The sequence below is a fragment of the Novosphingobium arvoryzae genome, assembly GCF_014652615.1.
Lineage (GTDB): Bacteria > Pseudomonadota > Alphaproteobacteria > Sphingomonadales > Sphingomonadaceae > Novosphingobium > Novosphingobium arvoryzae.
Genome location: NZ_BMZD01000001.1, coordinates 628,644 through 651,980, shown reverse-complemented (window position 1 = coordinate 651,980; position 23,337 = coordinate 628,644). Strand labels below are relative to the sequence as shown.

At 67.0% G+C, this 23,337-nt stretch carries 21 protein-coding genes; 13 read left to right on the top strand and 8 right to left on the bottom strand.

Annotation, left to right across the window (positions count from 1 at the left end; all coding sequences use genetic code 11):
- Positions 1-49 precede the first annotated feature (49 nt).
- Positions 50-703: a YggS family pyridoxal phosphate-dependent enzyme gene (locus IE113_RS03140; protein ID WP_189538919.1), complete on the bottom strand. Its 654-nt coding sequence runs from the start codon at positions 701-703 to the stop codon at positions 50-52.
- 22 nt (positions 704-725) lie between these two features.
- Here IE113_RS03140 and IE113_RS03135 point away from each other — a divergent pair, with 22 nt between their 5' ends.
- From IE113_RS03135 to ald, 3 genes are all read left to right on the top strand, one after another.
- Complete coding sequence (locus IE113_RS03135; RefSeq protein WP_229822115.1) at positions 726-1,274, top strand: thiamine phosphate synthase; 549 nt, start codon at positions 726-728, stop codon at positions 1,272-1,274.
- 81 nt (positions 1,275-1,355) lie between these two features.
- Entirely contained in the window at positions 1,356-3,716 is a 2,361-nt protein-coding gene (locus tag IE113_RS03130) for an FtsK/SpoIIIE family DNA translocase (RefSeq protein WP_189538917.1), read from the top strand.
- A gap of 57 nt (positions 3,717-3,773) precedes the next feature.
- A complete protein-coding gene (ald, locus tag IE113_RS03125) occupies positions 3,774-4,889 on the top strand; it encodes an alanine dehydrogenase (RefSeq protein WP_189538916.1) in 1,116 nt (371 codons plus the stop codon).
- A gap of 187 nt (positions 4,890-5,076) precedes the next feature.
- Here ald and IE113_RS03120 read toward each other — a convergent pair whose 3' ends face one another.
- Both IE113_RS03120 and IE113_RS03115 read right to left on the bottom strand, forming a co-directional pair.
- Complete coding sequence (locus IE113_RS03120; RefSeq protein WP_189538915.1) at positions 5,077-5,487, bottom strand: acyl-CoA thioesterase; 411 nt, start codon at positions 5,485-5,487, stop codon at positions 5,077-5,079.
- A complete protein-coding gene (locus tag IE113_RS03115; RefSeq protein ID WP_189538914.1) occupies positions 5,484-7,538 on the bottom strand; it encodes a S9 family peptidase in 2,055 nt (684 codons plus the stop codon). Before IE113_RS03115 ends, IE113_RS03120 begins: the two co-directional genes overlap by 4 nt.
- 52 nt (positions 7,539-7,590) lie before the next feature.
- Here IE113_RS03115 and IE113_RS03110 point away from each other — a divergent pair, with 52 nt between their 5' ends.
- The 4 genes from IE113_RS03110 (at position 7,591) to IE113_RS03095 (ending at position 12,386) form a co-directional block, all read left to right on the top strand.
- Complete coding sequence (locus IE113_RS03110) at positions 7,591-9,396, top strand: aminopeptidase P family protein (RefSeq protein ID WP_189538913.1); 1,806 nt, start codon at positions 7,591-7,593, stop codon at positions 9,394-9,396.
- Positions 9,397-9,594: 198 nt separating this feature from the next.
- Positions 9,595-10,209: an EF-hand domain-containing protein gene (locus IE113_RS03105; RefSeq protein ID WP_189538912.1), complete on the top strand. Its 615-nt coding sequence runs from the start codon at positions 9,595-9,597 to the stop codon at positions 10,207-10,209.
- 27 nt (positions 10,210-10,236) lie between these two features.
- Positions 10,237-10,968: a response regulator gene (locus tag IE113_RS03100; protein WP_189538911.1), complete on the top strand. Its 732-nt coding sequence runs from the start codon at positions 10,237-10,239 to the stop codon at positions 10,966-10,968.
- A complete protein-coding gene (locus IE113_RS03095) occupies positions 10,965-12,386 on the top strand; it encodes a sensor histidine kinase (protein ID WP_229822113.1) in 1,422 nt (473 codons plus the stop codon). The genes IE113_RS03100 and IE113_RS03095 overlap by 4 nt, the downstream gene beginning before the upstream one ends.
- Before the next feature lie 6 nt (positions 12,387-12,392).
- Here IE113_RS03095 and IE113_RS03090 read toward each other — a convergent pair whose 3' ends face one another.
- From IE113_RS03090 to rpe, 5 genes are all read right to left on the bottom strand, one after another.
- Positions 12,393-12,863, bottom strand: a complete 471-nt coding sequence (locus tag IE113_RS03090) for a Fur family transcriptional regulator (RefSeq protein ID WP_373297834.1) — start codon at positions 12,861-12,863, stop codon at positions 12,393-12,395.
- Positions 12,864-12,927: 64 nt separating this feature from the next.
- Complete coding sequence (locus IE113_RS03085) at positions 12,928-13,092, bottom strand: hypothetical protein (RefSeq protein WP_189538910.1); 165 nt, start codon at positions 13,090-13,092, stop codon at positions 12,928-12,930.
- Positions 13,093-13,247: 155 nt separating this feature from the next.
- Positions 13,248-14,837 (bottom strand): bifunctional phosphoribosylaminoimidazolecarboxamide formyltransferase/IMP cyclohydrolase, encoded by a 1,590-nt coding sequence (gene purH, locus IE113_RS03080; protein WP_189538909.1) that lies wholly within the window; start codon positions 14,835-14,837, stop codon positions 13,248-13,250.
- A gap of 97 nt (positions 14,838-14,934) precedes the next feature.
- Entirely contained in the window at positions 14,935-16,824 is a 1,890-nt protein-coding gene (locus IE113_RS03075) for a heparinase II/III family protein (protein ID WP_189538908.1), read from the bottom strand.
- A gap of 3 nt (positions 16,825-16,827) precedes the next feature.
- On the bottom strand, positions 16,828-17,490 hold the full coding sequence (gene rpe / locus IE113_RS03070) for a ribulose-phosphate 3-epimerase (protein WP_189538907.1): 663 nt from the start codon (positions 17,488-17,490) through the stop codon (positions 16,828-16,830).
- Positions 17,491-17,649: 159 nt separating this feature from the next.
- On the opposite strand from rpe, the gene IE113_RS03065 reads away from it, so the two are divergent.
- From IE113_RS03065 to IE113_RS03040, 6 genes are all read left to right on the top strand, one after another.
- Entirely contained in the window at positions 17,650-18,540 is an 891-nt protein-coding gene (locus IE113_RS03065) for a hypothetical protein (RefSeq protein WP_189538906.1), read from the top strand.
- Positions 18,537-18,806 carry a PqqD family protein gene (locus IE113_RS03060; RefSeq protein ID WP_189538905.1) on the top strand — a complete coding sequence of 90 codons (270 nt, stop codon included), beginning with the start codon at positions 18,537-18,539 and terminating at the stop codon, positions 18,804-18,806. The genes IE113_RS03065 and IE113_RS03060 overlap by 4 nt, the downstream gene beginning before the upstream one ends.
- An 8-nt stretch (positions 18,807-18,814) precedes the next feature.
- Positions 18,815-19,252: a lasso peptide biosynthesis B2 protein gene (locus tag IE113_RS03055; RefSeq protein WP_189538904.1), complete on the top strand. Its 438-nt coding sequence runs from the start codon at positions 18,815-18,817 to the stop codon at positions 19,250-19,252.
- Positions 19,253-19,407: 155 nt separating this feature from the next.
- On the top strand, positions 19,408-19,554 hold the full coding sequence (locus IE113_RS03050) for a hypothetical protein (protein ID WP_189538903.1): 147 nt from the start codon (positions 19,408-19,410) through the stop codon (positions 19,552-19,554).
- Positions 19,555-19,775: 221 nt separating this feature from the next.
- A complete protein-coding gene (locus IE113_RS03045; protein ID WP_189538902.1) occupies positions 19,776-21,509 on the top strand; it encodes an asparagine synthase-related protein in 1,734 nt (577 codons plus the stop codon).
- A complete protein-coding gene (locus IE113_RS03040; protein ID WP_189538901.1) occupies positions 21,506-23,218 on the top strand; it encodes an ABC transporter ATP-binding protein in 1,713 nt (570 codons plus the stop codon). The genes IE113_RS03045 and IE113_RS03040 overlap by 4 nt, the downstream gene beginning before the upstream one ends.
- Positions 23,219-23,337: the final 119 nt, after the last annotated feature.

Genomic DNA, 23,337 nt, shown 5'->3' with positions numbered 1-23,337 from the left:
GCAACCAGCTGCCCCTTTTTTTGTTGGGCTGACCGGAAAGAAGCCGCCGTTACCCGCGCGCGCCAAACAGTGCGGAACCGACGCGGATGTGGGTCGCGCCCAGCATTACCGCCGTTTCGAAATCGTCGCTCATCCCCATGCTGCGCCCGGCCAGACCATGGTCGCGGGCCAGCTTGTCGAGCAGGGCGAAAAACGGCGCCGCCTCGATCCCCGCGGGCGGCACGCACATCAGGCCGATCACTGGCAGGTCCGCGGCGCGGGCCTGTTCCAGCAGCGCGGGCAGGTCCGCGATCGCGCAGCCGCCCTTCTGTTCTTCCGCACCAATATTGACCTGCACGAAGCAAGGCACCCGCCGCCCGGCCTTCGCCATCGCCTTGCCCAGCGCGGTGACGAGCGAGGGCCGGTCAACCGAATGGATGCAATCGAACAGCGCCACGGCCTCGTCCGCCTTGTTCGATTGCAGCTGTCCGACCAGGTGCAATTCGACATCGGGATGCGCGGCGCGCAAGGCAGGCCACTTCTCGGCGGTTTCCTGCACCCGGTTTTCGCCGAAGACGCGCTGCCCGGCGGCGATCAGCCGGGCAATCGCCTCGGCCGGATGGGTCTTGCTGACCGCGATCAGCGTGACCTCGCCAGGGTCGCGGCGGGCGATCCGGGCGGCGTGGGCGATGCGGGTGCGAACTTCTTCGAGTGCCTGTTCCATGGCGCGCTGCTATAGCGGGCCGATGCCGCTGCGCTACCCCTTACCCTGCATCTGGCCCCTACCCCGCATCTGGCTGCTGACAGATGCGCGCAACGATACCGCGCTGGAGGGTATCCTGCGCCGGTTACCGCGAGGCAGCGGGCTGGTCTTCCGGCACTATCACTTGCCCGCGCCCCAGCGCCGCGCCCGGTTCGCGGCACTGGCCCGGCTCGCCCGGGCGCGCGGGCACACGGTCGTACTGTCCGGCAACGCACAGCAAGCCCGCCGCTGGGGCGCGGACGGGGCCTATGGCTCGCCGGGAATGCTGGCGCGCGGCCCCGCTGCCCTGCGGCTCGCCACCGCGCATTCGCTGAACGAGCTGCGCAGGGCCAACCGCGCCGACGCGGTGCTGCTCTCGCCCGTGTTCCCGACCCGCTCCCACCCAGGCGGGAAAGTGCTAGGCCCGCTGCGGTTCAGGCTGCTCGCGCGCCATGCGGATCGCCCGGTGATTGCCCTTGGGGGGATGCGTCCAGCCACGGCCAAGCGGCTGGACTGGCCCAGCTGGGCCGCCATCGATGGGCTTTTGCGGTAAAGCGACTCGCCAGATTCCCTAGGATTCTTGACGCGGAGTCGCCCTCAGGCGCATAACGCCGGTCCAGCGAAGGGGAGCATCATGGCAACACGGCCAGTTTCGGCAGGACAGCGCGGCGCGCGCGTCGATTGGCGCGCGGCGCTGAAACGCAGCCTGCGCCGCAGCGCGGAGATCGCGGGGGCGCTGTTCCTGCTGGCAGGCATGGTGTTCCTCGCGCTGGCGATGATCAGCTATCACCAGACCGATCCCAGCGCGTCGACCGCGGCGGGCGGCACCGTGGCGAACTGGATGGGCGTAACCGGGGCCTGGGTGGCGGAACGGGCACTGTTCCTGTTCGGCCCGGTATCGGCGCTGTTCCTGCCGCTGCTCTATGTCTTTTCGCGCAAGCTGTGGCGTCTGGTCGAGGAAGACGACGAGGGCCTGCCCCATGCCGACCACGCCTGGTGGCGCCCGATCGGCGTGCTGCTGCTGGCCATGACGCTGCTGGCGACCGTGCTCGCACTGGGTTTCGATCAGGTGCGCGGCTCACTTCCCGCCGGCCTTGGCGGGATTTCGGGGCTGCTGGGTGCCAGCGCGATCACCGCACTGGCGCAGTTCCTGCCCGAAGCCGCACGCGGCTGGGCAATCCTCGCCGCCGCGATCCTGTGCCTGGGTGGCGGCGCCGTGCTGGCCGGGCGGGTCTTCGCGGTGGACTGGGGCAGCCTGTTCACCCTGCCCGCCGTGCTGAAACGGCGCCCTGCCCTGCCCGCCGCCGTCGGTGCCGTCATCCCGGTGGCGCGCGAGAAGAAGCCGCGCGAAGAACGCACAGCGCCCGCGCCGGAACTGTCCGACACCCCGCGCCGCGCGCCGGAAATCTCCGACCCGACCCGCGCGATCAAACCCGCCCAGCTGACCTCCGCCTCCGCGCGGCAGGGTGACCTGTTTGACAGCTTCGAGCTGCCGGGGCTGGAACTGCTCCACGATCCGCCACCCAATTCGCAGCAGAAGATCGACAAGCTGGCGCTGGAACGCAACGCGCGGCTGCTTGAAACCGTGCTCGACGATTTCAACGTGAAGGGTGAAATCACCGCCGTGCGCACCGGCCCGGTCGTCACCATGTACGAGCTGGAACCCGCCCCCGGCATCAAGGCCAGCCGCGTGATCGGGCTGGCCGACGACATCGCCCGCAACATGAGCGCGATTTCCGCGCGCGTGTCCTCGATTCCGGGCCGCACCGTGATGGGCATCGAACTGCCCAATGCCGACCGCCAGATGGTCAGCTTCAAGGAAATGGTGGCGAGTGAGGCCTTTGCCGGGTCCAAGGGCATGCTGCCGATCATCCTGGGCAAGGACATTGCCGGGGAGCCGGTCGTCGCAGACCTTGCCACGATGCCGCACTTGCTGGTCGCGGGGACCACCGGGTCGGGCAAGTCGGTCGGCCTCAACACGATCCTGCTCTCGCTGCTCTATCGGCTGACGCCGGCCCAGTGCCGGCTGATCCTGGTCGACCCCAAGGTGCTCGAACTGAAGTCCTACGACGACATTCCGCACCTCCTCTCCCCCGTGGTGACCGAGCCGGCCAAGGCCGTGCGTGCACTCAAATGGGCGGTCGAGGAAATGGAGCGGCGCTATCGCATGATGAGCGAGCTGTCGGTCCGCAACCTCGCCGGTTTCAACGAGAAGGTCCGTACCGCCGCCGCCAAGGGCAAGCCGCTGGGCCGCCGCATCCAGATCGGGTTCGATCCCGACACGGGTGAGGAACTGTTCGAGGAACAGCAGCTCGATTACCAGCCGCTGCCGCAGATCGTGGTGATCGTCGACGAGCTGGCCGACCTGATGGTCACGGTCGGCAAGGAAATCGAAGTGCTGATCCAGCGCCTGTCCCAGAAAAGCCGCGCGGCGGGCATCCACCTGATCATGGCGACGCAGCGCCCCTCGGTCGACGTCATCACCGGCGTGATCAAGGCCAACCTGCCGACCCGCATCAGCTTTGCCGTGACCAGCCGGATCGACAGCCGCACCATCCTGGGTGAACAGGGCGCGGAACAGCTGCTGGGCAAGGGCGACATGCTCTACAAGCCCAACACCGACCCGGTGAAGCGCGTCCACGGCCCGTTCGTCTCGGACGAGGAAGTGGAACGGATCGCCGATTTCTGGCGCGGCCAGGGCAGCCCGGAATACGTCGATTCCGTCACCGAGGAGCCGGAAGACGGCGGTTTCGGGTTCGACGATCTCGACGCGACGGCTTCCGACAACCCGGAGGAGCGCAAGTACCGGCAGGCCTGCCAGATCGTGTTCGAAAGCCAGAAGGCTTCGGCCAGCTGGCTCCAGCGCCAGCTGGGCGTGGGCTACAACACGGCGGCCAAGTGGGTCGAACGGATGGAAGCGGACGGCTTCGTCGGCCCCGCCAACCATGTCGGCCGCCGCGACATCTACCGTGATCGCGACGGCAATCCGCTCTAACCTGCTTGCACCCAACCGGTTGCAGTTGTAACGATATTCCGAAAGGGAGATCGTTAGATGCGCGTCGGCACCGTCAAGGAAGTGAAGAACCACGAATACCGCGTTGGCCTGACGCCGGAAAGCGCGCGGGAACTGGCCGCGCATGGGCATGAAGTCTGGGTCGAAACCGGCGCGGGGCAGGGGATCGGCGCGACGGATGCCGATTACCGCGCCGCCGGCGCCCTGATCAAGGACGCTGCCGCAGAGGTCTTTGCCGCCTGCGAAATGATCGTGAAGGTCAAGGAGCCGCAGGCCGCCGAACGGGCGATGCTGCGCGAAGGGCAGATCCTGTATACCTACCTCCACCTCGCACCCGATCCGGAGCAGACCGCCGATCTGGTGAAGTCCGGCGTCACGGCCATTGCCTATGAAACCGTCACTGGCCCCGGCAACACCCTGCCGCTGCTCAAGCCGATGAGCCAGGTGGCAGGCCGGATGAGCATTCAGGCCGGGGCGACCGCGCTGGAAAAGGCCCACGGCGGGCGCGGGGTGCTGTTGGGCGGCGTGCCGGGCGTGCTGCCGGGCCGAGTGCTGGTGATCGGCGGCGGCGTGGTGGGCTTCAACGCAGCGCAGATGGCCGTTGGCCTTGGCGCGGACGTCACCATTCTGGACCGCGATCCCGAAGTGCTGGAGCGGCTGGGCACCCACTTCGAAAGCCGGGCCAAGACCCGCTTTTCCAACCGCGCCAACATCGAACAGATGATCTGCGAGGCGGAACTGGTGATCGGCGCGGTGCTGATCCCCGGTGCCGCCGCCCCCAAGCTGGTCACGCGCGACATGCTGAAATGCATGAAGCCGGGCGCGGTGCTGGTCGATGTCGCGATCGATCAGGGCGGCTGCTTCGAAACCAGCCGCGCCACGACTCATGCCGACCCGACCTATGTGGTGGACGGTGTGGTGCATTACTGTGTCGCCAACATGCCCGGCGCGGTCGCCCGGACCAGCACTTACGCGCTCAACAACGTCACCCTGCCCCACGCCCTGCGCATCGCGGACATGGGCTGGCAAGCGGCGCTGAAAGCCAACCCGCATCTGGCGAACGGGCTGAACGTCCATGCTGGCAAAGTGACGTATGAGGCCGTGGCGCGCGAACTGGGCTATGCCTTCACGCCGGTCGCGGACGTGCTGGGGTAAGGCCCTCAGCACACCATCGCTCGTCACCCTGAACTTGTTTCAGGGTCCATTTCGCCGACGACAGCAGGCGCTCCTTGACGCAGCAAGACCTGTCCGCTGAGCTGCCACCGGATGGCTCTGCGTTCGCGGCATGATGGACCCTGAAACAAGTTCAGGGTGACGGGTTTTTGGGCGGGTGCGCTGCCCCCTAACCCTCATTCCCGAACGGGCGGAACGGTTCGGCCACCTCCTTCGGCACCCGCACGATCCGTCCCGCCGCGCGGTCGATGATCGCCCAGGTGGTTCTTGCGCTGACCAGCACTTTCCCATCCGCACCGCGGAAATCGACCCGCCGGTCAAACCGCGCGCCGGTCGGCCCTTCGGGAATGAAGGTTTCCGCCGTCACGCTTTCGCCCAGGCCGATGTTGCCGCGATAGTCGATCTCGTGCCGGGTCACGACCCAGACGTATTGCGCCTGATGCTCCGGCGCGGCGACGGCGGACCAGTGCGCGGTGGCGATCTGCTGGATCCAGTCGACCCAGACCGCGTTGTTGACGTGGCCCAGCTCGTCGATGTGTTCGGGGCCGGCCGTAAAGGTCTGGGTGTGGCGGTTGCTCATTCCTCCACCCCCAGCTGCCACAGGATAAACGCGAACTCTTCGGCCGTTTCCTTCAGGCTTTCGAACCGGCCCGACTTGCCGCCATGCCCCGCGCCCATGTTGGTCTTGAGGAGCAGTTCGTTGCGGTCGGTCTTCATCTCCCGCAGCTTTGCCACCCACTTGGCCGGTTCCCAATAGGTCACGCGCGGATCGTTGAGGCCCGCCGTCACCAGCAGCGGCGGATAGTCCTGCGCGCGGACCTGATCGTAGGGGCTGTAGGACCGGATCAGCTCGAACGCGGCCTTGTCCTCGATCGGGTTGCCCCACTCGGGCCACTCGCCAGGCGTCAGAGGCAGGGTCGGGTCCAGCATCGTTGCCAGGACATCGACGAACGGCACGTGCGCCACCACTGCGCCCCACAGACCGGGATCGGAATTGATCACCGCGCCCATCAGTTCGCCGCCCGCCGAACCTCCGGAGATGCTGATCCTGCCCGCCTGCGTCAGCCCGCGCGCGATCAGTCCGTTCGCCACATCGACGAAATCGGTGAAGGTGTTGGTGCGCCGCTCCAGCTTGCCCGCCTTGTACCAAGCGCGGCCCAGATCATCCCCGCCGCGAATGTGGGCGATGGCATAGGCAAAGCCGCGATCGACCAGGCTGAGCCGAGTGGTCGAAAACCCCGGCTCGATCGCAATGCCATAGGCGCCATAGCCATAGAGGTGCAGCGGCCCCGCGCCCACCCGATCGCGCCGCATCACCACGCTGACCGGGATCGCCGTGCCATCGCGCGCGGGGATTTCCAGCCGCTCCGTCACATAGAGCGACGCGTCATAGCCGCTGGGGATTTCCTGCACTTTCAGCGTGGTCAGCGTGCGCGCGGCGACCGAATAGTCCAGCACGCTCGCCGGGCTAACCATGCTTTCATACGACAGCCGCAGCGTATCGACCGCCCATTCCGGATTATCACCAAGGCCAGCGGAATAGCTCGCTTCCGGAAACACGATCGGTTCGACGCGGGCCGGATCGTCGTAATAGCGCACCTCGATCTGGTCGAGCCCCGCGCGGCGGCCTTCGATCACGTAGAAATCGCGGAACAGGTCAAACCCGGTCAGGTAGAACGCATCGGACCCTGCGATCAGCGTCGTCCAATTACCCGGATCGGCCAGCGGCGCGGTGGCGAGGCGGAAGTTCTCGTGGGTATCGTTGGCGTGGATGAACAGCGTGTCCCCGCGCAAGTCGACGTCATATTCCACCCCGGTCTGGCGCGGCCTGACGAGGATCGGCCTGGCCAGCGGATCGGCGACGGGAACCAGCCGCACTTCGCTGGTTTCATGGTCGCTGCTGCCGATGATCAGCCATTCCTCGTTGGCCGACAGCGACGAGCCGACGCGGAAGCCCTCGTCGTCCTCGTGATACAGCTCGATATCGGTATCAAGCGGCTGGCCCAGCCAGTGCAGCCGGGCGTTGTCGGTGCGCCACTGTTCGTTGGCGAGCGAATAGACCAGCCCCTTGTCCCCAGCGACCCAGACGAGGCTGGAGAGCGTGCCGGGGATCTCGTCCGGCAGCAGTTCGCCCGTCGCCAGATCCTTGATCCGCGCGGTAAAGCGTTCAGAGCCGTTGTCGTCGATGGCGTAGGCCAGCAGCCGCCCGTTGGCCGAAACTGAGAGCGCGCCGAGGCGGAAGTATTCGTGGCCCTGCGCCAGCGCGACTTCATCCAAGATCAGCTGGTCCGCACCACCGGACACCGGCCTGCGCCACCACTTCTTGTACTCCGCGCCTTCCTCGAACTCGATCCAGTAGAGGTAATCGCCATCCTTCTGCGGGACGGACTTGTCGGCTTCCTTGATGCGCGCGCGCATTTCCTTGAACAGCGCGTCGATCCGGCCCTGCTGGCTGGCCATGCGCGCCTCGAACCAGGCGTTTTCGGCCTTGAGGTGGTCCAGCACGGCCTTATCCGTCACTTCGGGATAACCGGGATCGCGCAGCCAGGCGTAATCGTCGGTCACGGTGGTGCCGTGATGCGTGGTGCTGGATGGAATCTTTGCGGCCAAAGGGGGTGTAGTAAGTGTCATCCGCCGAGTCTATGTTGCCTGCATAGTTGTCGCAACCCGGACTGAACACACCATGCTGATGAATACCCACGAAGCCCGCCTCGATGCCCTGCGCAAGGAACTGAAAGCGCGCGGGCTGGACGGCTTCGTGATCCCGATCTCCGATGAGCACATGAGCGAATATGTCGGGGGCTATGCCCAGCGGCTGGGCTGGCTGACCGGGTTTGGCGGATCGGCCGGCACCGCCGCCGTGCTGGCGGATCGGGCCGCGATCTTCGTTGACGGGCGCTATACGATCCAGGTGCGCGAGCAGGTCGACGGGCGGCTCTATGAATTCCAGTCCGTCCCGGCGACCAGCGTGGCCGCATGGCTGGGCGAGCATGCGCCTGCCGGCGGCAGGATCGGCTATGATGCATGGCTGCATGGCAAGCCGTGGGTCGATGCCGCCGCCAAGGCGCTTGGCGCGCACGGCGCGGCGCTGGTGGCTGTGGAGAGCAACCCGATCGACGCGATCTGGGCCGACCGCCCCGCCCCCTCGCTTGCCCCCGCGATTGTCCACACGACCGAGCACGCCGGTCTGGCGAGTGAGGCGAAACGCGCGATGGTTGCCGAATGGCTGGGCGAACGCGGACTGGACGCGGCGGTGATTTCCGCGCTCGACGGCGTCGCCTGGCTGCTCAACATTCGCGGCGCGGACGTGGACCGCACGCCTGTGGCGCTGTCGTTCGTGCTGGCCCATGCCGATGGCACGGCGGACCTGTTCATCGCCGAGGAAAAGGTGACGCCGGAACTGCGCGCGCATCTGGGCAACGCCGTCACCATTCGCCCGCGTGAGGCCTTCGTGCCGCAGTTGCAGGCGCTGGGCGGCAAGAAGGTGGCAGTCGATCCCGAACGCTCTGTCCACGCGATCTTTGCCGCACTGGAAGGTGCCGGGGCAAGCGTGGTCGAGCTGACCGATCCCACCGTCCTGCCCAAGGCGGTCAAGAACCCCACCGAACAGGCCGGACAGCGCGCCGCGCAGGCCCGTGACGGCGCGGCGATCGCCCGGTTCCTGCACTGGCTGTCGGTGGAGGCCCCGAAGGGCACGGAAACCGAGCTGTCGGCGGCGGCGCGCCTACAAGCCTTCCGCGAAGAGACCGGCCTGCTGCGCGACCTGTCGTTCGATACGATTTCCGGCGCGGGTCCCAATGCGGCGATCCCGCATTACCGGGTGTGCGAGGAATCGAACCGCACGATTGCGCCGAACAGCATCTACCTCGTCGATTCCGGTGGGCAGTATGCCGATGGCACCACCGACATCACCCGCACCGTCTGGATCGGTCCCGGCGAACCGACCGCCGAACACAAGGATCGCTTCACCCGCGTGCTGAAAGGCCACATCACGCTGGCGCTGGCGGTGTTCCCCAAGGGCACCGTGGGCAGCCAGCTGGACAGCTTTGCGCGGATGCACTTGTGGGCGGCGGGCCTCGATTACGCCCACGGCACCGGCCACGGCGTCGGCAGTTTCCTATCGGTCCACGAAGGGCCGCAGCGAATTGCCAAGGCGCAGGGCGGGCAGGCCGGGACCGGGCAGGAACTGCTCGCGGGCATGATCCTGTCCAACGAGCCGGGCTACTACAAGGCGGGCGATTTCGGCATCCGCACCGAGAACCTGGTGCTGGTCGAGCCGCGCGACATCCCCGGCATGGAGGGCGAATACTTCGGCTTCGAAACGCTGACTTTTGCGCCGATTGACCGCACGCTGGTCGATTGCGCGCTGCTGACGCGCGACGAGGTGAGCTGGTGGAACGACTATCACGCCAGGGTGGAGGAACTTCTCGCCCCGCAGCTGTCCGGCGCAGCGCTCGACTGGCTGAAAGCCGCCTGCGCGCCGCTTTGACGGGCGCAGCTTGCAGCCGGATGAACAAGCGCGCGCAATTGTGACAATTGACGACAAAACAGCCGCGCTTCGGCATAATCGCGCGACAAGGCAGGTCTAGACACAAAACCATGAAGTCGCGGGGTTCCCCGGTTCCCCCCTCCCCCCTCCCTTCCGGGACCTCCGCGACTTCAACCCTTTGATGGATGGGAACTTGTTATGATCAAGAAAGCTATGCTGGGCGTTTCGGTTGCCCTGTTCGCCGTCAGCGGCGCCGCGATTGCGCACAACCATGGTGCCGGGCACGGCCCCGGCCACGGTGACCCGATGGGCGACAAGACCGTGACCCGCGCCGAAGCGCAGACTCACGCTGCCGCAATGTTCGCCAGGATGGACGTCAACAAGGACGGCAAGATCGACGCCGGCGATCGTGAAGCCCGCCAGATGGCCCGGTTCGACGCGGCTGACGCCAACAAGGATGGCGCCGTGTCACGCGATGAGTTCGCCGCCGCCCGCAAGGCAGCCGGTGAACGCCGCGCCGAATGGAAGGCCAAGACCAAGGGCGACCATGCCGAACACGGCAAGCGGATGGGCCGCCACGGTCCCGGCATGAAGGGCGGCATGATGATGCTCGCCATGGCCGACACCAACAAGGACAAGGCCGTGAGCAAGGACGAGTTCCTGGCCGCACACGCCAAGCACTTTGACATGGCGGATGCCAACAAGGACGGCTCGCTGACCCCGGATGAGCGCAAGGCGGCCCAGGCCAAGATGCGCGAACACATGAAGTCGATGCGCGGCAAGGGCGGCATGACCCCGCCCCCCGCCGGCTGATGACCTGGCGCGGAGCCTGCTGCCCTCATGCCTGACACCGCGCCAATCCGCCTGCTGCTCGTCGATGACGAGCCGGGCCTGCGTGAACCCCTGGCCGAGTACCTCTCGCGCCAGGGGTTTGCCGTTACCCAGGCGGCCAGCGCCGCCGAAGCGCGCAGCATCCTGCGCGACGATGTGCCCGATCTGGTGCTGCTGGACATCATGATGCCGGGCGAGGACGGACTGTCCCTGTGCCGGCATTTGTCCGAGGCCCGGGCCATTCCCACCATCCTGCTGACCGCCAAGGGCGAGGCGATGGACCGGATCATCGGGCTGGAAATCGGTGCCGACGATTACGTGGTAAAGCCGTTCGAACCGCGCGAACTGGTCGCCCGCATCCGCTCGGTCCTGCGCCGCGCGGCCAAGGGTGCCGCCGCGCCGGTAGAGGACGAACTGTTCGAGTTCGAAGGCTGGCAGCTCGATCCGCTCAAGCGCCGCCTGACCTCGCCCGAAGGCGCGCTGGTCAGCATTTCCTCGGTTGAGTTCCGCTTGCTGATGGCGTTCCTTGAGCACCCCCGGCAAGTGCTGGACCGCGACCGCCTGCTCGACATGGTGCAGGGCCGCGAGGCACACCTGTTCGACCGCGCGGTCGACAACCAGGTCAGCCGCCTGCGTCGCAAGATCGAGGTCGACAGCCGCAACCCGACAATGATCCAGACCGTGTGGGGCGGCGGCTATATGCTCGCCGCTGATGTGCGCCGGATCAAGGCACCGGCGTGAAGCCAGACCACCCGTTTCTGGCGCGGCTCTGGCCCCGCAGCCTGCAAGGGCAACTGCTGCTGGGCATCGCCCTGGCAGTGCTGCTGGCGCAGGGCATCAGCGCCGCGCTGCTGTGGCGCGCGCAAGTGGAGCGCCGCGAAGCCGCGCTGATCCACACCGCCGCGATCCGCATCGTCACCGCCAGCCGCGAGGCCGCCGAGGAACAGATCGAACGCCGCCGTCCCGGCTCTCGCCTGCTCGCGGCCGCGCGGCAGCTGCGGATCGAACGGCTGGATGCATCACCTCTGCGCCCCGGCGACGTGCGCGAGCACGAGGCCGAGGAGGAACTGGCCGAAATCCTGACCAATCAGGGCATGGAAATTACCAGCGCCGTCGTGGTGCACCGTCCGCTGGGCGACGATCCGCGACTGGCCGGCAAGCTGGCGCGGCAGGCGGCAATGATGGGCGAGCATGGCCGCCCGCAGCCCGATCACCTGCTGGTCGCCGCCGTCGAGCAGAAGGCTGGCGGCTGGCTGCTGGTGCGCGTTCCCGTGCCCAAGGGCGATCCGGCGATCATGGCGTCGTTCATCGGCCAGACGCTGTTGCTGTTCGCGCTGCTGGTGGGGGCCATCGCGCTGATTGTCGGTCGAATCACCCGGCCACTGGCGGCACTGACCCGGCGGCTGGAACGCTTCGCGGCGACCCGTACCGCCGACGGCCAGATGCAACCCGAAGGGCCGGACGACATCCGCCGCCTGATCGTGGCGCACAATGCGATGGAAGGGCGGATCGCTGCCCTGCTCGATGAAAAGGACGTGATGCTGGGGGCGATCGGGCACGACCTGAAAACGCCGTTGGCCGCGCTGCGCGTGCGGATCGAAAGCGTCGAGGACGAAGGCGAGCGCGCCAAGATGGCCGCGACGATCGAGGACATCGTCCGCAGCCTCGACGATATCCTCTCGCTCGCCCGCGTCGGCCGCCCCAGCGATCCGCGCGAGCCGACCGAACTCTCCGCGCTCGTTGCCAACATTGCCGAGGAATTCGAGGACATGGGCGAGCCGGTCAGCTTTGCCCCGTCCGAACGGATCGTCGTGCCGCTGCGCACCACCTGGCTGCGCCGCGCACTGCGCAATCTGGTCAGCAACGCTCTGCGCTATGGCCAGAGCGCGCGCATCACCCTCACCCGCGAAAACGGCTTTGCCGTGATCCGGGTGGAAGACGACGGTCCCGGCATTCCCGACGCCGATCTGGAACGGATGCTGGAACCCTTCACCCGCGGCGACCCGTCCCGCAACAGCGTAACCGGCGGTGCGGGCCTGGGCCTCACCCTGGCGCGCGCCATTGCCGAACAACACGGCGGCAGCCTGCGCCTCGCCAACCGGCAGAGCGCGGGCGGGGTCAGCGGACTGATCGCGACGTTGATGTTGCCGCTGGGTTAGATCTGTTCAGCCCGAACAGGCCGCGCAGAGGCCGCGCAGTTCCACGACCGGGCGGATATCGGCAAAGCCCGCCTGCTTCGCCGCGCTGACCAGTGCGCCGGTCAGGCGGTCGTCGTCGATGTGGAGCGCCTGACCGCAAGCGTCGCAGATCAGGAAGATGCAGTCGTGGCGGCAGCCAGGGTGGGGGTTGGCGATGTAGGCGTTGGCGCTTTCCACCCGCCGCGCCAGGTTCGCTTTCACGAACAGGTCGAGAATGCGGTAGACGCTGTTGGCGGCGACCCGCTTGCCACGCGCATTCGACACCCCTTCGGCGATGTCATAGGCGGACGCGGGGCGATCCTGCGCGGCCAGCACCTGAAACACTTCGGCGCGCATGTCGGTCCACTGCTCACCCGCATCGACCAGCGCGCGCTGCGCGGCGTCGACCAGGCTTTCGCCCGAATGTTCGTGATGGTGGTGCTGATGCATCGCAGTCATGGCGATGGCTATAGGCCCAAGGCGCGGCGGCGGCAATCAGCGCCGCGCTGCTGCAATCAGCGGATCAGCGCGTCCGGTCCGGATGGGCCGGTGCCGCTTCGGCCGAGGGGATCACCTGATGGGCCAGGCTTGTGCCGCCCTGCAGGCCAACCGCGCCGAGCAGACCCAGCGCGCCCAGCACGAAGCCGATGGCGAATGAACGGTAAAGATCCGGCTTGAAAAGACCCATCGGTAACGGCTTGCTCTGCTGTTTACTCTTGCTGCGGCTGCTCTGCCGATTTTCGCGTTACCGTCGAGTGAACAAGCGCAGGTTTTGCGCCGCAACACGCCCAAGCGAAGGATCGCTGCGACGAATTGCGGCACAGGTATTTGTCCGCAGGCAGATCAGTGGCGGAAGTGGCGCATTCCGGTGAAGACCATCGCCAGGCCCGCCGCGTCCGCCGCCGCGATCACTTCGTCGTCGCGAATCGAACCGCCGGGCTGGATCACTGCCGTCGCGCCCGCTTCGGCGGCGGCCAGCAAGCCATCGGCAAACGGGAAGAACGCGTCCGATGCCACCGCGCTGCCGACGGTGCGGGGTGCGGTCCAGCCGAACTTCTCCGCTGCTTCCGCTGCCTTCATCGCGGCGATACGCGAGGAATCGCGGCGGTTCATCTGCCCCGCGCCGATCCCGGCGGTGACGCCGTCCTTGGCATAGACGATGGCGTTGGACTTGACGTGACGAGCCACCGTCCAGGCAAAGAAGCAGTCCTTCAGTTCCTGCTCGGTCGGCGCGCGCTTGGTCACGATCTTGAGGTCGTCCAGCGTGATCGCGCCATTGTCGCGGCTCTGCACCAGCAGCCCGCCGGTGATCGGCTTGACGTTCAGCCCGCCCCGGCGCGGATCGGGCAGATCGCCGGTGAGCAGCAGGCGCAGGTTCTTCTTCCTGGCAAAAGCCGCTCGGGCGGCGTCATCGGCATCCGGGGCAACGACGACTTCGGTGAAGATTTCGCAGATCGCTTCGGCCGTCGGGCCATCCAGCGGCACGTTGGTTGCCACGATCCCGCCAAATGCCGACACGTCGTCGCATGCCAGCGCGCCCTGCCAGGCTTCGAGCAGGGTGAACGCCTGCGCCACGCCGCAGGGGTTGGCGTGCTTGACGATCACCACCGCCGGGGCCTGCCCGCGGAATTCCGCCGCCAGTTCGAACGCGGCGTCGGCGTCGTTGTAGTTGTTGTAGGACAGTTCCTTGCCCTGCACCTGCTGCCCTTGCGCGATGCCGCGAATGTGCGGGCCGTTGGGGATGTAGAGCGCGGCCTGCTGGTGCGGGTTCTCGCCGTAGCGCAGCGTTTCGCGGCGGGTGCCGGTGACCGCCAGCATTTCGGGGAACAGCTGCTGCTGGTCGGCAAATGCGAACCACTGGCTGATCATGCTGTCATAAGCGGCGGTCGCGGCATAGGCGCGCGCGGCCATCAGCTTGCGGAACGGCAGACGGGTCGCACCGCCGGTTTCCTCCAGTTCGCCCAGCAGCCCGGCATAGTCCGCCGGGTTGGTCAGGATCGTGACATAGGCGTGGTTCTTCGCTGCCGAACGGACCATCGAAGGGCCGCCGATGTCGATGTTCTCAATGATCTCATCACGGTCCGCGCCCTTGGCGACGGTTGCTTCGAACGGATAGAGATTGACCACCACCAGATCGATCGCGCCGATGTCATGCTCTGCCATCGCGGCGGCGTGTTCCGGGTTGTCGCGCACCGCCAGCAGCCCGCCGTGGACCTTCGGGTGCAGCGTCTTGACCCGCCCGTCCATCATTTCGGGAAAGCCGGTCAGGTCCGAGATGTCGCGCACAGTCAGGCCCGCATCGCGCAGCGCCTTGGCCGTGCCGCCGGTGGAGACGAGGTCAACCCCGCGAGCGGCAAGGGCCTGCCCCAGTTCGACCAGGCCGGTCTTGTCGGAAACTGAAAGTAGCGCGCGGCGGATGGTGACGTCGGTCATGGATGCGAATCTCGGTGCAGGGGTTGGAAGGTTTGCGCGTTCCCATAGGGATTTTGCGCGCTTTGACTACCGCCCGTGTGCCGTTTGGCCGGGCAAATCAGCCCATTTTCTTGAGCAGCCAGGCGAAATTCCCGCCCCCGCGCGACACCAGCCCTTGCAGGACCAGCTGCTGGATTGGCTGCGGGCGGCCTTGCCCATCGGCCCAGATGCTTTCCTCGACCGTGATCTGCCCCCCGCCGCTGCGGAATTGCCAGAACGTGCCGTCGGGCAGCGCAAGGCCCGCGCCCTGCCCGTCTTCCGACAGGCGCACGTCGATGCCGGGGCCAAGGTGGAAGCGGATGGCGAAACTGACCTTGCCGTTCTTGCCCTTGCCGCCCGCCGGGATCAGCAGGTCTTCGCCGCGCAGTTCGGTGCCGTCATCGCGCAGGATCAGGATGCGACGGTGGGTCAGGCCATAACGCGCGGCATAGCCGTTATGGCTCGCTTCCAGCCGGGTTGCCCCGCCGCCTTTCGCTCCGGTCAAGGTCCGGCGATCGATATCCACTTCGGACACACCGCTGCCGATCTTGCCGTTGATCAGGATCGCGGTGGAATTGACATCGTCCAGCGTCAACGTGGAATGCGCCGCCGTGGCACGCAGGCCCTGCTCCAGCCGCACCGGCATCAAGCCGCCCGCGCAGCCCGCACCGCCGCAGTTGACGATGATCCGATGCCCCGCATGGCTCAACTCGAACGCCAGGGTAGAAGCGCAGCCCAGCCGGGCATGCTTGGCCAATGGCGGCGGCGCCGCATCGAACTGCAGGATTGCCTTTTGCGCAACCACGCGTTGGTAGCCCCACTGTCGCACATCGCGCAGCGGCCGCACCCGCACGCCAGTGGCAGCGATCAGCGCGGCCAGTTCATCGCCATCGATCGCCCACGCGCCCTGCCAGCTACCCAGCGAACCGTCGCCATGCGTAAGCGCCAGCAACGGCGGCACCAGCAGGCTGAGGATCGCTTCCAACGCGGTCGGCGGATCGGTGCGCAGCGCGTGATAGCAAGCGCGCAGCCGCACCAGCAGGGTGATCGCCTCGATCTGGCCCAACGGGCTGCGCGACAGCACGCCGCCATCGTCACCCACCAGTTCGCCCAGCGCACGGATCAGACCCGCTTCACCATAAAGACGGCGCGGCTTGCCATCGGGCAGCAACAGCCCGGCCGCGACAATCCCGCACCAGCCCGCCACTTCGCCCAGCAGATCCTCGGCCCGGCCGACGTTCTTGTCGAGCCAGCGCGCCGTATCTTCCAGGGTGGCAAGAACCTTGGCGCGCAACGCCTTGTCGCTGCCCGACAGGATAAGCGGTGCGTGGACCAGCCAGTTGAGCTCGCGCGTCCCGGCATTGGCAACGCTCCATGCCGGTCCCTTGCCCGGCCGCGCGGGCGGCTTGGGATTGGCCGCCAGCCACGCAGCCAACACCCGCTCCGCAATCGGCGCGACTTGTTCGCGCGGGGCGCAGGCTTCGAGATCGGCCAGCCAAGAAAAGCTGTGCACCACCCGCTCCAGCGGCGGGGCAACCCGCGCCGCGCCCGCGAAATCGATCTGCGCAATGGGTGCCTTGACGCCGTAGACTAGGAAATGTCCGGCGCGCAGCGCGGTACCCCCGGCGCGGTTGCCGGGCAGCGGATTGAGCACTGTGGCCAGCAGGCGCGGCTTGGCCTGTTTGCCGAACGGCGTGGTCAGCGCGCTGGCCGGAACCCCCAGCCGGTAGGCCAGCCGCACCAATCGCTCCCCCGCCGAAATCGCGGGCGGAGTGAAATCGGCCAGCGCCAGCGCCCGCCCCGGCTCGACCACTTCGCCCTGCGGGAGATAGGGATCGTCACCGGATGCAGCGCTGTCGTTCACCAAAGCCTCCGCAGTGTCGGGGTGCAGCGGAATCGCCCGCCCTTCCGCTACCGAACCGTCATTGTCCGTCGGGTCGCCCCGAGTGGAAGTGACGGCCTCCACCATCGCTCAGCCCACCGCCTTCAGCGCGGCGATATTGGCGGCGTATTGCTCCGGCCCGCCCTTGAAGGTCGCGGTCCCGGCCACCAGCACATCCGCCCCGGCCGCCACGCAGAGCCGGGCGGTATTCACATCCACCCCGCCGTCCACTTCAAGCCGGATGTCACGCCCGGTCTTGTCGATCATCTTGCGGATCGCCTCGATCTTGCGCAGCTGGCTGGAAATGAAGCTCTGCCCGCCGAAACCGGGATTGACGCTCATCACCAGCACCAGGTCCACTTCGTCGATCAGGTAGTCGAGCAGCTTGGCCGGCGTTGCCGGATTGAGCGAGACGCCCGCCTGCTTGCCCAGCGCCTTGATCGCCTGCACCGTCCGGTGCGCGTGCGGCCCGGCTTCGGGATGGAAGGTGATGATGTCCGCCCCGGCGTCGGCAAAGGCCTGCAGGTAGGGATCGACCGGCTGGATCATCAGGTGCACATCGAACACCTTGGCCGTGTGCGGACGGAGCGCCTTCACCACCATCGGGCCAATCGTGATGTTGGGCACGAAATGGCCGTCCATGACGTCGACATGGATCCAGTCCGCCCCGGCGGCATCGATGGCGCGCACTTCCTCGCCCAGGCGAGCGAAGTCGGCAGACAGGATGGACGGTGAAATCAGCGGTGCGGCCATGGCGCTTCAGCTTGCTCCCTTTTCTCGCGCTTACCCACCACATCTTGGGGCAACAAGGCACAGGCAGGGGTTTTCCACACTGGATGTCGCATATCCGGACATCCGCGTAGTGCACTGCGGCAATTGACCTCTCGCCCCTCGCCGGGCAGACCGCGCAGCATGACCGATGCTTCCCCTTTGGCGCACCCTGCCGTGGCCATGCTGGCGCGCGAAACCCGGCTGCACGAGGGCGTGACTCCGCGCGAAATCGGAAGCGTAACGGTCCCGCCGGGCAGGCATTGGCTGCATGAAGACAGCTTCCTGCTGGTGACCGAAAGCGGGCTGCGCTTCTTCTATCGCCGGAGTGAAGGGGTAACGATCGAGCGGCCAAACGGCCCGACCGACCCGGCCGAGGAATACCTGTGGCTGAACGGCAGCATCTATGCCGCGATTGCCTGCATCAACGGGCTTTACCCGATCCATGCCTCGGCAGTGGCCTGCGGCGGGCAGGTCTTTGCCTTCACCGGCCCGTCAGGCGCGGGCAAGTCCACGCTGGTAGCGCAGCTGACGCGGCACGAATTGCCGATGTTCTGCGACGATACGCTGGTGCTGGACCTCAGCCAGCCGGGCCAGGCGCTGTGCCTGCCGGGGCACAAGCGGCTGAAACTTTGGCCCGACGCGGTGGAAATGACCGGCGCGCGACCTGCGGAACAAGTGATGGCCAGCGTCCCCAAGTTCTACTCCGAACCAGCGGGCGGCACAGTGGTCGACGTGCTGCCGCTGGCCGAACTCTGCTTTCTGGAGGAGGGCGACACGGCCCGGATCGAACCGCTGCACGGCGGGGAAAAGCTGGTCCGCCTGCAGGACGATCACTATACGACCGACCTGATCATGGCGGCTTCGCGGCCGGACCGGATCGCCCGGTTCGCGCAACTGGCCAACCTCGCCCGCACGATCCGGCTGACCCGGTTCGTGCGGCCGCGCGATGCCAGCCGTTTCGCAGTGGACGCGGCGCTGGTCGAACGTCATGTAAAGGCGATGGCCCGCCCAGTATCGGAACAAGCGCAATGACCGGAATCCTGAACAAGTGCCCCGACCGGTTTGTAGAGACCGAGATCGACGATGAAATCGTGGTGATGGATCTCGAATCGGGCAATTTCTTTTCGCTCAAGGACACCGCGCTGGATATCTGGCGGTTGGTCGACGGAACCCGCAGCCCCGCCGACATCGCCGCCGAGCTGGCCAACGACTATGACGTTGCCGAGAGCGAGCTGGCCGACGACGTTGCGGCGTTCCTTGACGAGGCACTGACGGCGGGACTGCTCGAAGCCCGGTGAGCGGGGCGATGCGCGCATCCGAATCCTGGCGGTTGCGGCGCTTGACGCTGGAGGCGCTGCTGCGACTGTGCGCCGCGTGGCTGCTGGTGCGGTTCGTGCCACTGCGCCGCTGGCGCGACCGCCTCGGCACGGTCGTTACCACTGACCAGATTGCCGCCTTGCCGCCTGCCGATCCCCAGGCCATCGCCGAGGCCCGAAGACTGGCCCTGCACGTAGAGCGCGCGGCCCCCCGTCTGCCATTTGCCACCAAGTGCCTGCCACGCGCCATCGCGCTGGCCCGGATGCTGCAAGCCCGCGACCAATCCTACTGCCTGCGAATCGCCACGCGACCGGCGCACGAACGCGGCGACCGGGACGATCTGCACGCCTGGGTCGAAATCGGCGGAGCAAAAGTCATTGGCGACCTGCCCGGAACCTGGGTAGTTCTACTTAATTTGCTTGATTGACAATGCATTAGGGAATTCCGCCCGACCGCAATCCGACCCGTTTGGATTAACGTTGTTCGCAGTTGCAAAACCCAAGAGAATCGGGCACATAAAGAAAAAATTTACGGATGCAGGGGGTCGCGCACGCCGCCAATGTTATCCAAGGAGTTATTGTAGTGACCAAGACTGCCCCCAAGAAGGTTTGGACCAAGCCGACCCTCGCCCCGCTCGGCACCATCAACGATGTCGCCGCTGCGACCTCGGCTGCCTGCCAGGTGCAGGGCAATCCGCAGTGCACGGGCTCCAACTCGGTTCTGTCGTAAGCTTCAGGCGATTGACGGGCCACGGCCTGCAATCGACCTGCATTCACGACTAGATGTATTTCTATACACGTACTTGGGGCGACCCTGACTGGGTCGCCCCAACTCGTGCAGCCCAGTCACTTGGCCTGTTTGCCGGTCATCCTGCCGACCACTGTCGGGACGGGGCTGATTTCTTTGCAGAACTGCCCGCCCCCCGCGCCCGCGCCCGTCCCGGCTGGCGGGTGCCCCGCTCACCCTCTGGCTGCGCGGTGCTGCTGCTGGGCTGGATCGACAATCTTGCAGAACTGCGCGCCCAGCTGGGCGTGAACGGTTCACCCGAGCAGGTCTATGGCGCCGCCGTGGACCGCTGGGGGCTGGAGGCTGACCGCCATGTCGTGGGCGAATATGCCGCGCTGGTGGTCCAGTCCGAAGGCGCGATCCGCATGGCCCGCAGCCCGTGGTGCAGTTTTCCGCTCTATTTCCATGTCGGCAAGCACGGCTTCATGGCGTGCAACATCCCACGCCCGTTTTTCGCCGCCGGGCTGGACAAGCACCTGCACGAAGACGCAATCGAGCGACTGCTGGCATTCGAATTCGAAAGCGCTGAGCACGGCCAGTTCGAGGGGCTGGAACCCGTCCCTGGCGGTCAGGTCCTGACCATCACGCAGAGCGGTCGATCGGCCCACGCCTGGTACGATCCGCTGGCCGTTCCGCAGGTCCGCTTCAAACGCGATGAGGACTATGTCGAAGCAGCGAACGCCATGCTGGCCGAAGCGGTCGGCAAGGCGCTCAGCAACGCCCAGAAGCCGGCAATGACACTGTCTGGCGGGCTCGACTCCTCGATCGTGTGCGATGAAGTTCTGCGCCAGCTACCAGCCGACCAGCGGCTGACCAGCATCACGTTCGTGCCGATCCGGGAATGGGATGGTCGCACCGTCTCTAGCCTGTTCGGCGACGACGGCCCCTATGTACGCGAGTTTCTGCGCACCCACCCCCGGATCGATCCGATCTTCGTCGATAACCGCGACTATGACTTCCTGAGCTATAGCCAGGAAATGTTCATGGGGGCCGATGCCGGTCACCCGGCACAGGCGATGGGGCTGGTCCACACCGGCGTCTCGGTTGCCGCGCGCGATGCCGGCTGCGACTGGATCCTGTCCGCCGGGATGGGCAACCTGACCTTCAGCCAGGAAGCGCCGTGGGCCCCTGCCGAGTTTTTCCGCACGCTGCGCTGGAAACAGCTGTGGCACACCGCCCGCAACCGGATCGACGATCCGCGCCCGATCTGGCGGCGGATGGTGGCGATGGGGGTGATGCCCAACCTGCCCGAAGGGCTGCGGTGGAAGCTGCGCGATCTGGTCCACCGGGGCCAGGAAACGGGCGCGACGACCAATCCCTACCTCGCCGCCGATGGCCCGCTGGCGGCAAAGCTGAAAGCCCGCAATGCCGATGGCAACATCAGCGACCTCGATTTCTACACCTCGCGCGAGCGGCTGATCCGCAATGTCTATGACATATGGTGGCGCGGCGGGGAATCCCGGCTGGGGGCGTGGCAGGTGTTCGGCACGCGCGGGCGCGACGTGCTGGCCTATCGCCCGTTCATCGAGCTGTGCCTTGGCATGCCGACCGAGCAGTTCACCCGCAATGGCGAACGGCGGCGGCTGGCGCGGCGCATGGGCATAGGCCGCCTGCCCGAAGCGCAGCGCACCGAAGTGCGCCACGGCGACCATCTGGTCGACTGGCACGCCCGCATGACCCCCATGATCCCGCGCCTGCGCGAGGAAGTGCGCCAGATCGCCGAGCACCCACAGCTGGGAGCGCTGCTGGATACCAAGGCCATGCTGCGCGATCTCGACAACTGGCCCACCGAGGCCCCGACCGATATCCATTCGGTCAGCCGGCTGCGCTTTGCGCTGCCCGCGATGATCTATGTCCGGCGGTTCGTGGATTTCGAAACCGGGCGCAACCCGCAGTGAACCAGGACACGCCGCCCCTAGCAGACCGCCCGCGCCTGTTCGATCCGGCCGAGCATGGTCTGGCGGCTGCTTGGCTCGCTTTCCTGATGGTGCTGGGCGCGATTACCGAGGGGATCGGGATCGTCCTGCTGGTCCCGCTGCTGACCATCCTGGGCGACGGCGCGAGCGACGGGGGCCGGATTGGCGCCGCGATGGTGCAGCTGGGCCTGCCGATGCGGCTGGATGCCATGCTGGCGCTGTTCGTGGCGCTGGTGATCGTCCGCGGGCTGATTACCTATTACCGCGCGCTGGTGGCGATGCGCTTTGAAATGGTGCTGATCGACCGGCTGCGCGCGCGCGGCTGGCGATCGCTGCTGCATTGCGACTGGCGTGTGCTGCTGGGGATGCGCCGGTCCAACACCGCCAGCCTGCTGATCAGCCAGGTCGACCAGGCCGGCCTGTTCATCAACCAGGCGATCCTGGCGCTGGCCACGCTGGTCACGCTGGGCGGGATCGGCCTTGCCGCACTCGCGATTTCGCCACGGCTGACCATCGGCGCACTGATCGCAGGTACGGCCGTGCTGCTGGCGTTCCACGGCATGCGCCGCCGCGCCGCGCACCTGGGCGAGGCGCTGGGCGCAGCCTATGGGCGGATCTACAGCCAGCTGAACGAGGGGCTGGGCGCACTGCGCGTGATCAAGAGCCTGGGCCGAGAGGACCGCGCCGCGCGTGACCTGGCCGACCAGTTCGTCGATTTGCGCCGCGCGCAGCTGGATTACCAGCGTGACCTCGGCCGGGGGCAGCTGGCCCTGCAGGGCGGGGGCGCGGTGGTGCTGGCGCTGCTGGTCTGGGCCGCGCTGGAACGCTGGCACGCCGACGTCACCGTGGTCCTGCCGATGGTCGCGCTGTTCGCCCGTGCGCTGCCCTTGTTGGGGCTGCTTCAACAAGCGGGGCTGACCTGTGCCCATGCCCGTCCGGCAGTGACCGCCGCGCTTGACCTGATCGCCACTGCCGAAGCCGCGCGCGAGCCAGAGGCCGACCCGGCTGCCGCCCCGGCGCTGGCGCAGGCGATCCAGCTGGACAACGTAACCGTGCGGTTCGGTCCCGATGGCCCGCCCGCGCTGGACGGCGTGTCCGCCGCGATCCCGGCGCGCGGCGTCGTCGCACTGACGGGGCCATCGGGTGCGGGCAAGTCCACGCTGGCCGATCTGCTCGGCGGGCTGCTCTCGCCCGACAGTGGCACGGTGCTGGTGGATGACACCGCGCTTTCCGGCACGGCACGGCGCGCCTGGCGCGGCAAGGTGGCCTATGTCCAGCAAGACCCCGTGCTGATCAGCGGCACCATCCGCGACAATTTGCGTTGGGCAGCGGCGGAAGCCGAAGACGCCCGCCTGGAACAGGCGCTGCGCGATGCCTCCGCCGCGTTCGTGCTGGACCTGCCGCAGGGGCTGGACACGGTGATCGGCGATGGCGGCCGCGCGCTGTCTGGCGGGGAGCGTCAGCGTCTGATGCTGGCGCGCGCGTTACTACGCGATCCGGCGCTGCTGATCCTCGATGAAGCCACCAGCGCACTCGACGCGGCCAACGAGGCCCAGATCGCCGCCGCTGTTCGCGGGCTGCGCAGGCGGATGGCGGTGGTCATCATCGGCCACCGGGGGGCTCTGCTCGATCTGGCCGATGCCGAGATCCGGCTGGAAAGTGGCCACATCGTCGCGCCGCTGCCCCGATAATGCCCAATTCAGTCCATATTCACGCCCCGAATCGCATTGGGGAGCGGTAACGGCCGTCGTGCCGATGTGTTGAATGCTCCTGGTTCGCCGTGCGGACGAGGCTGTTTCCAGACAGGATA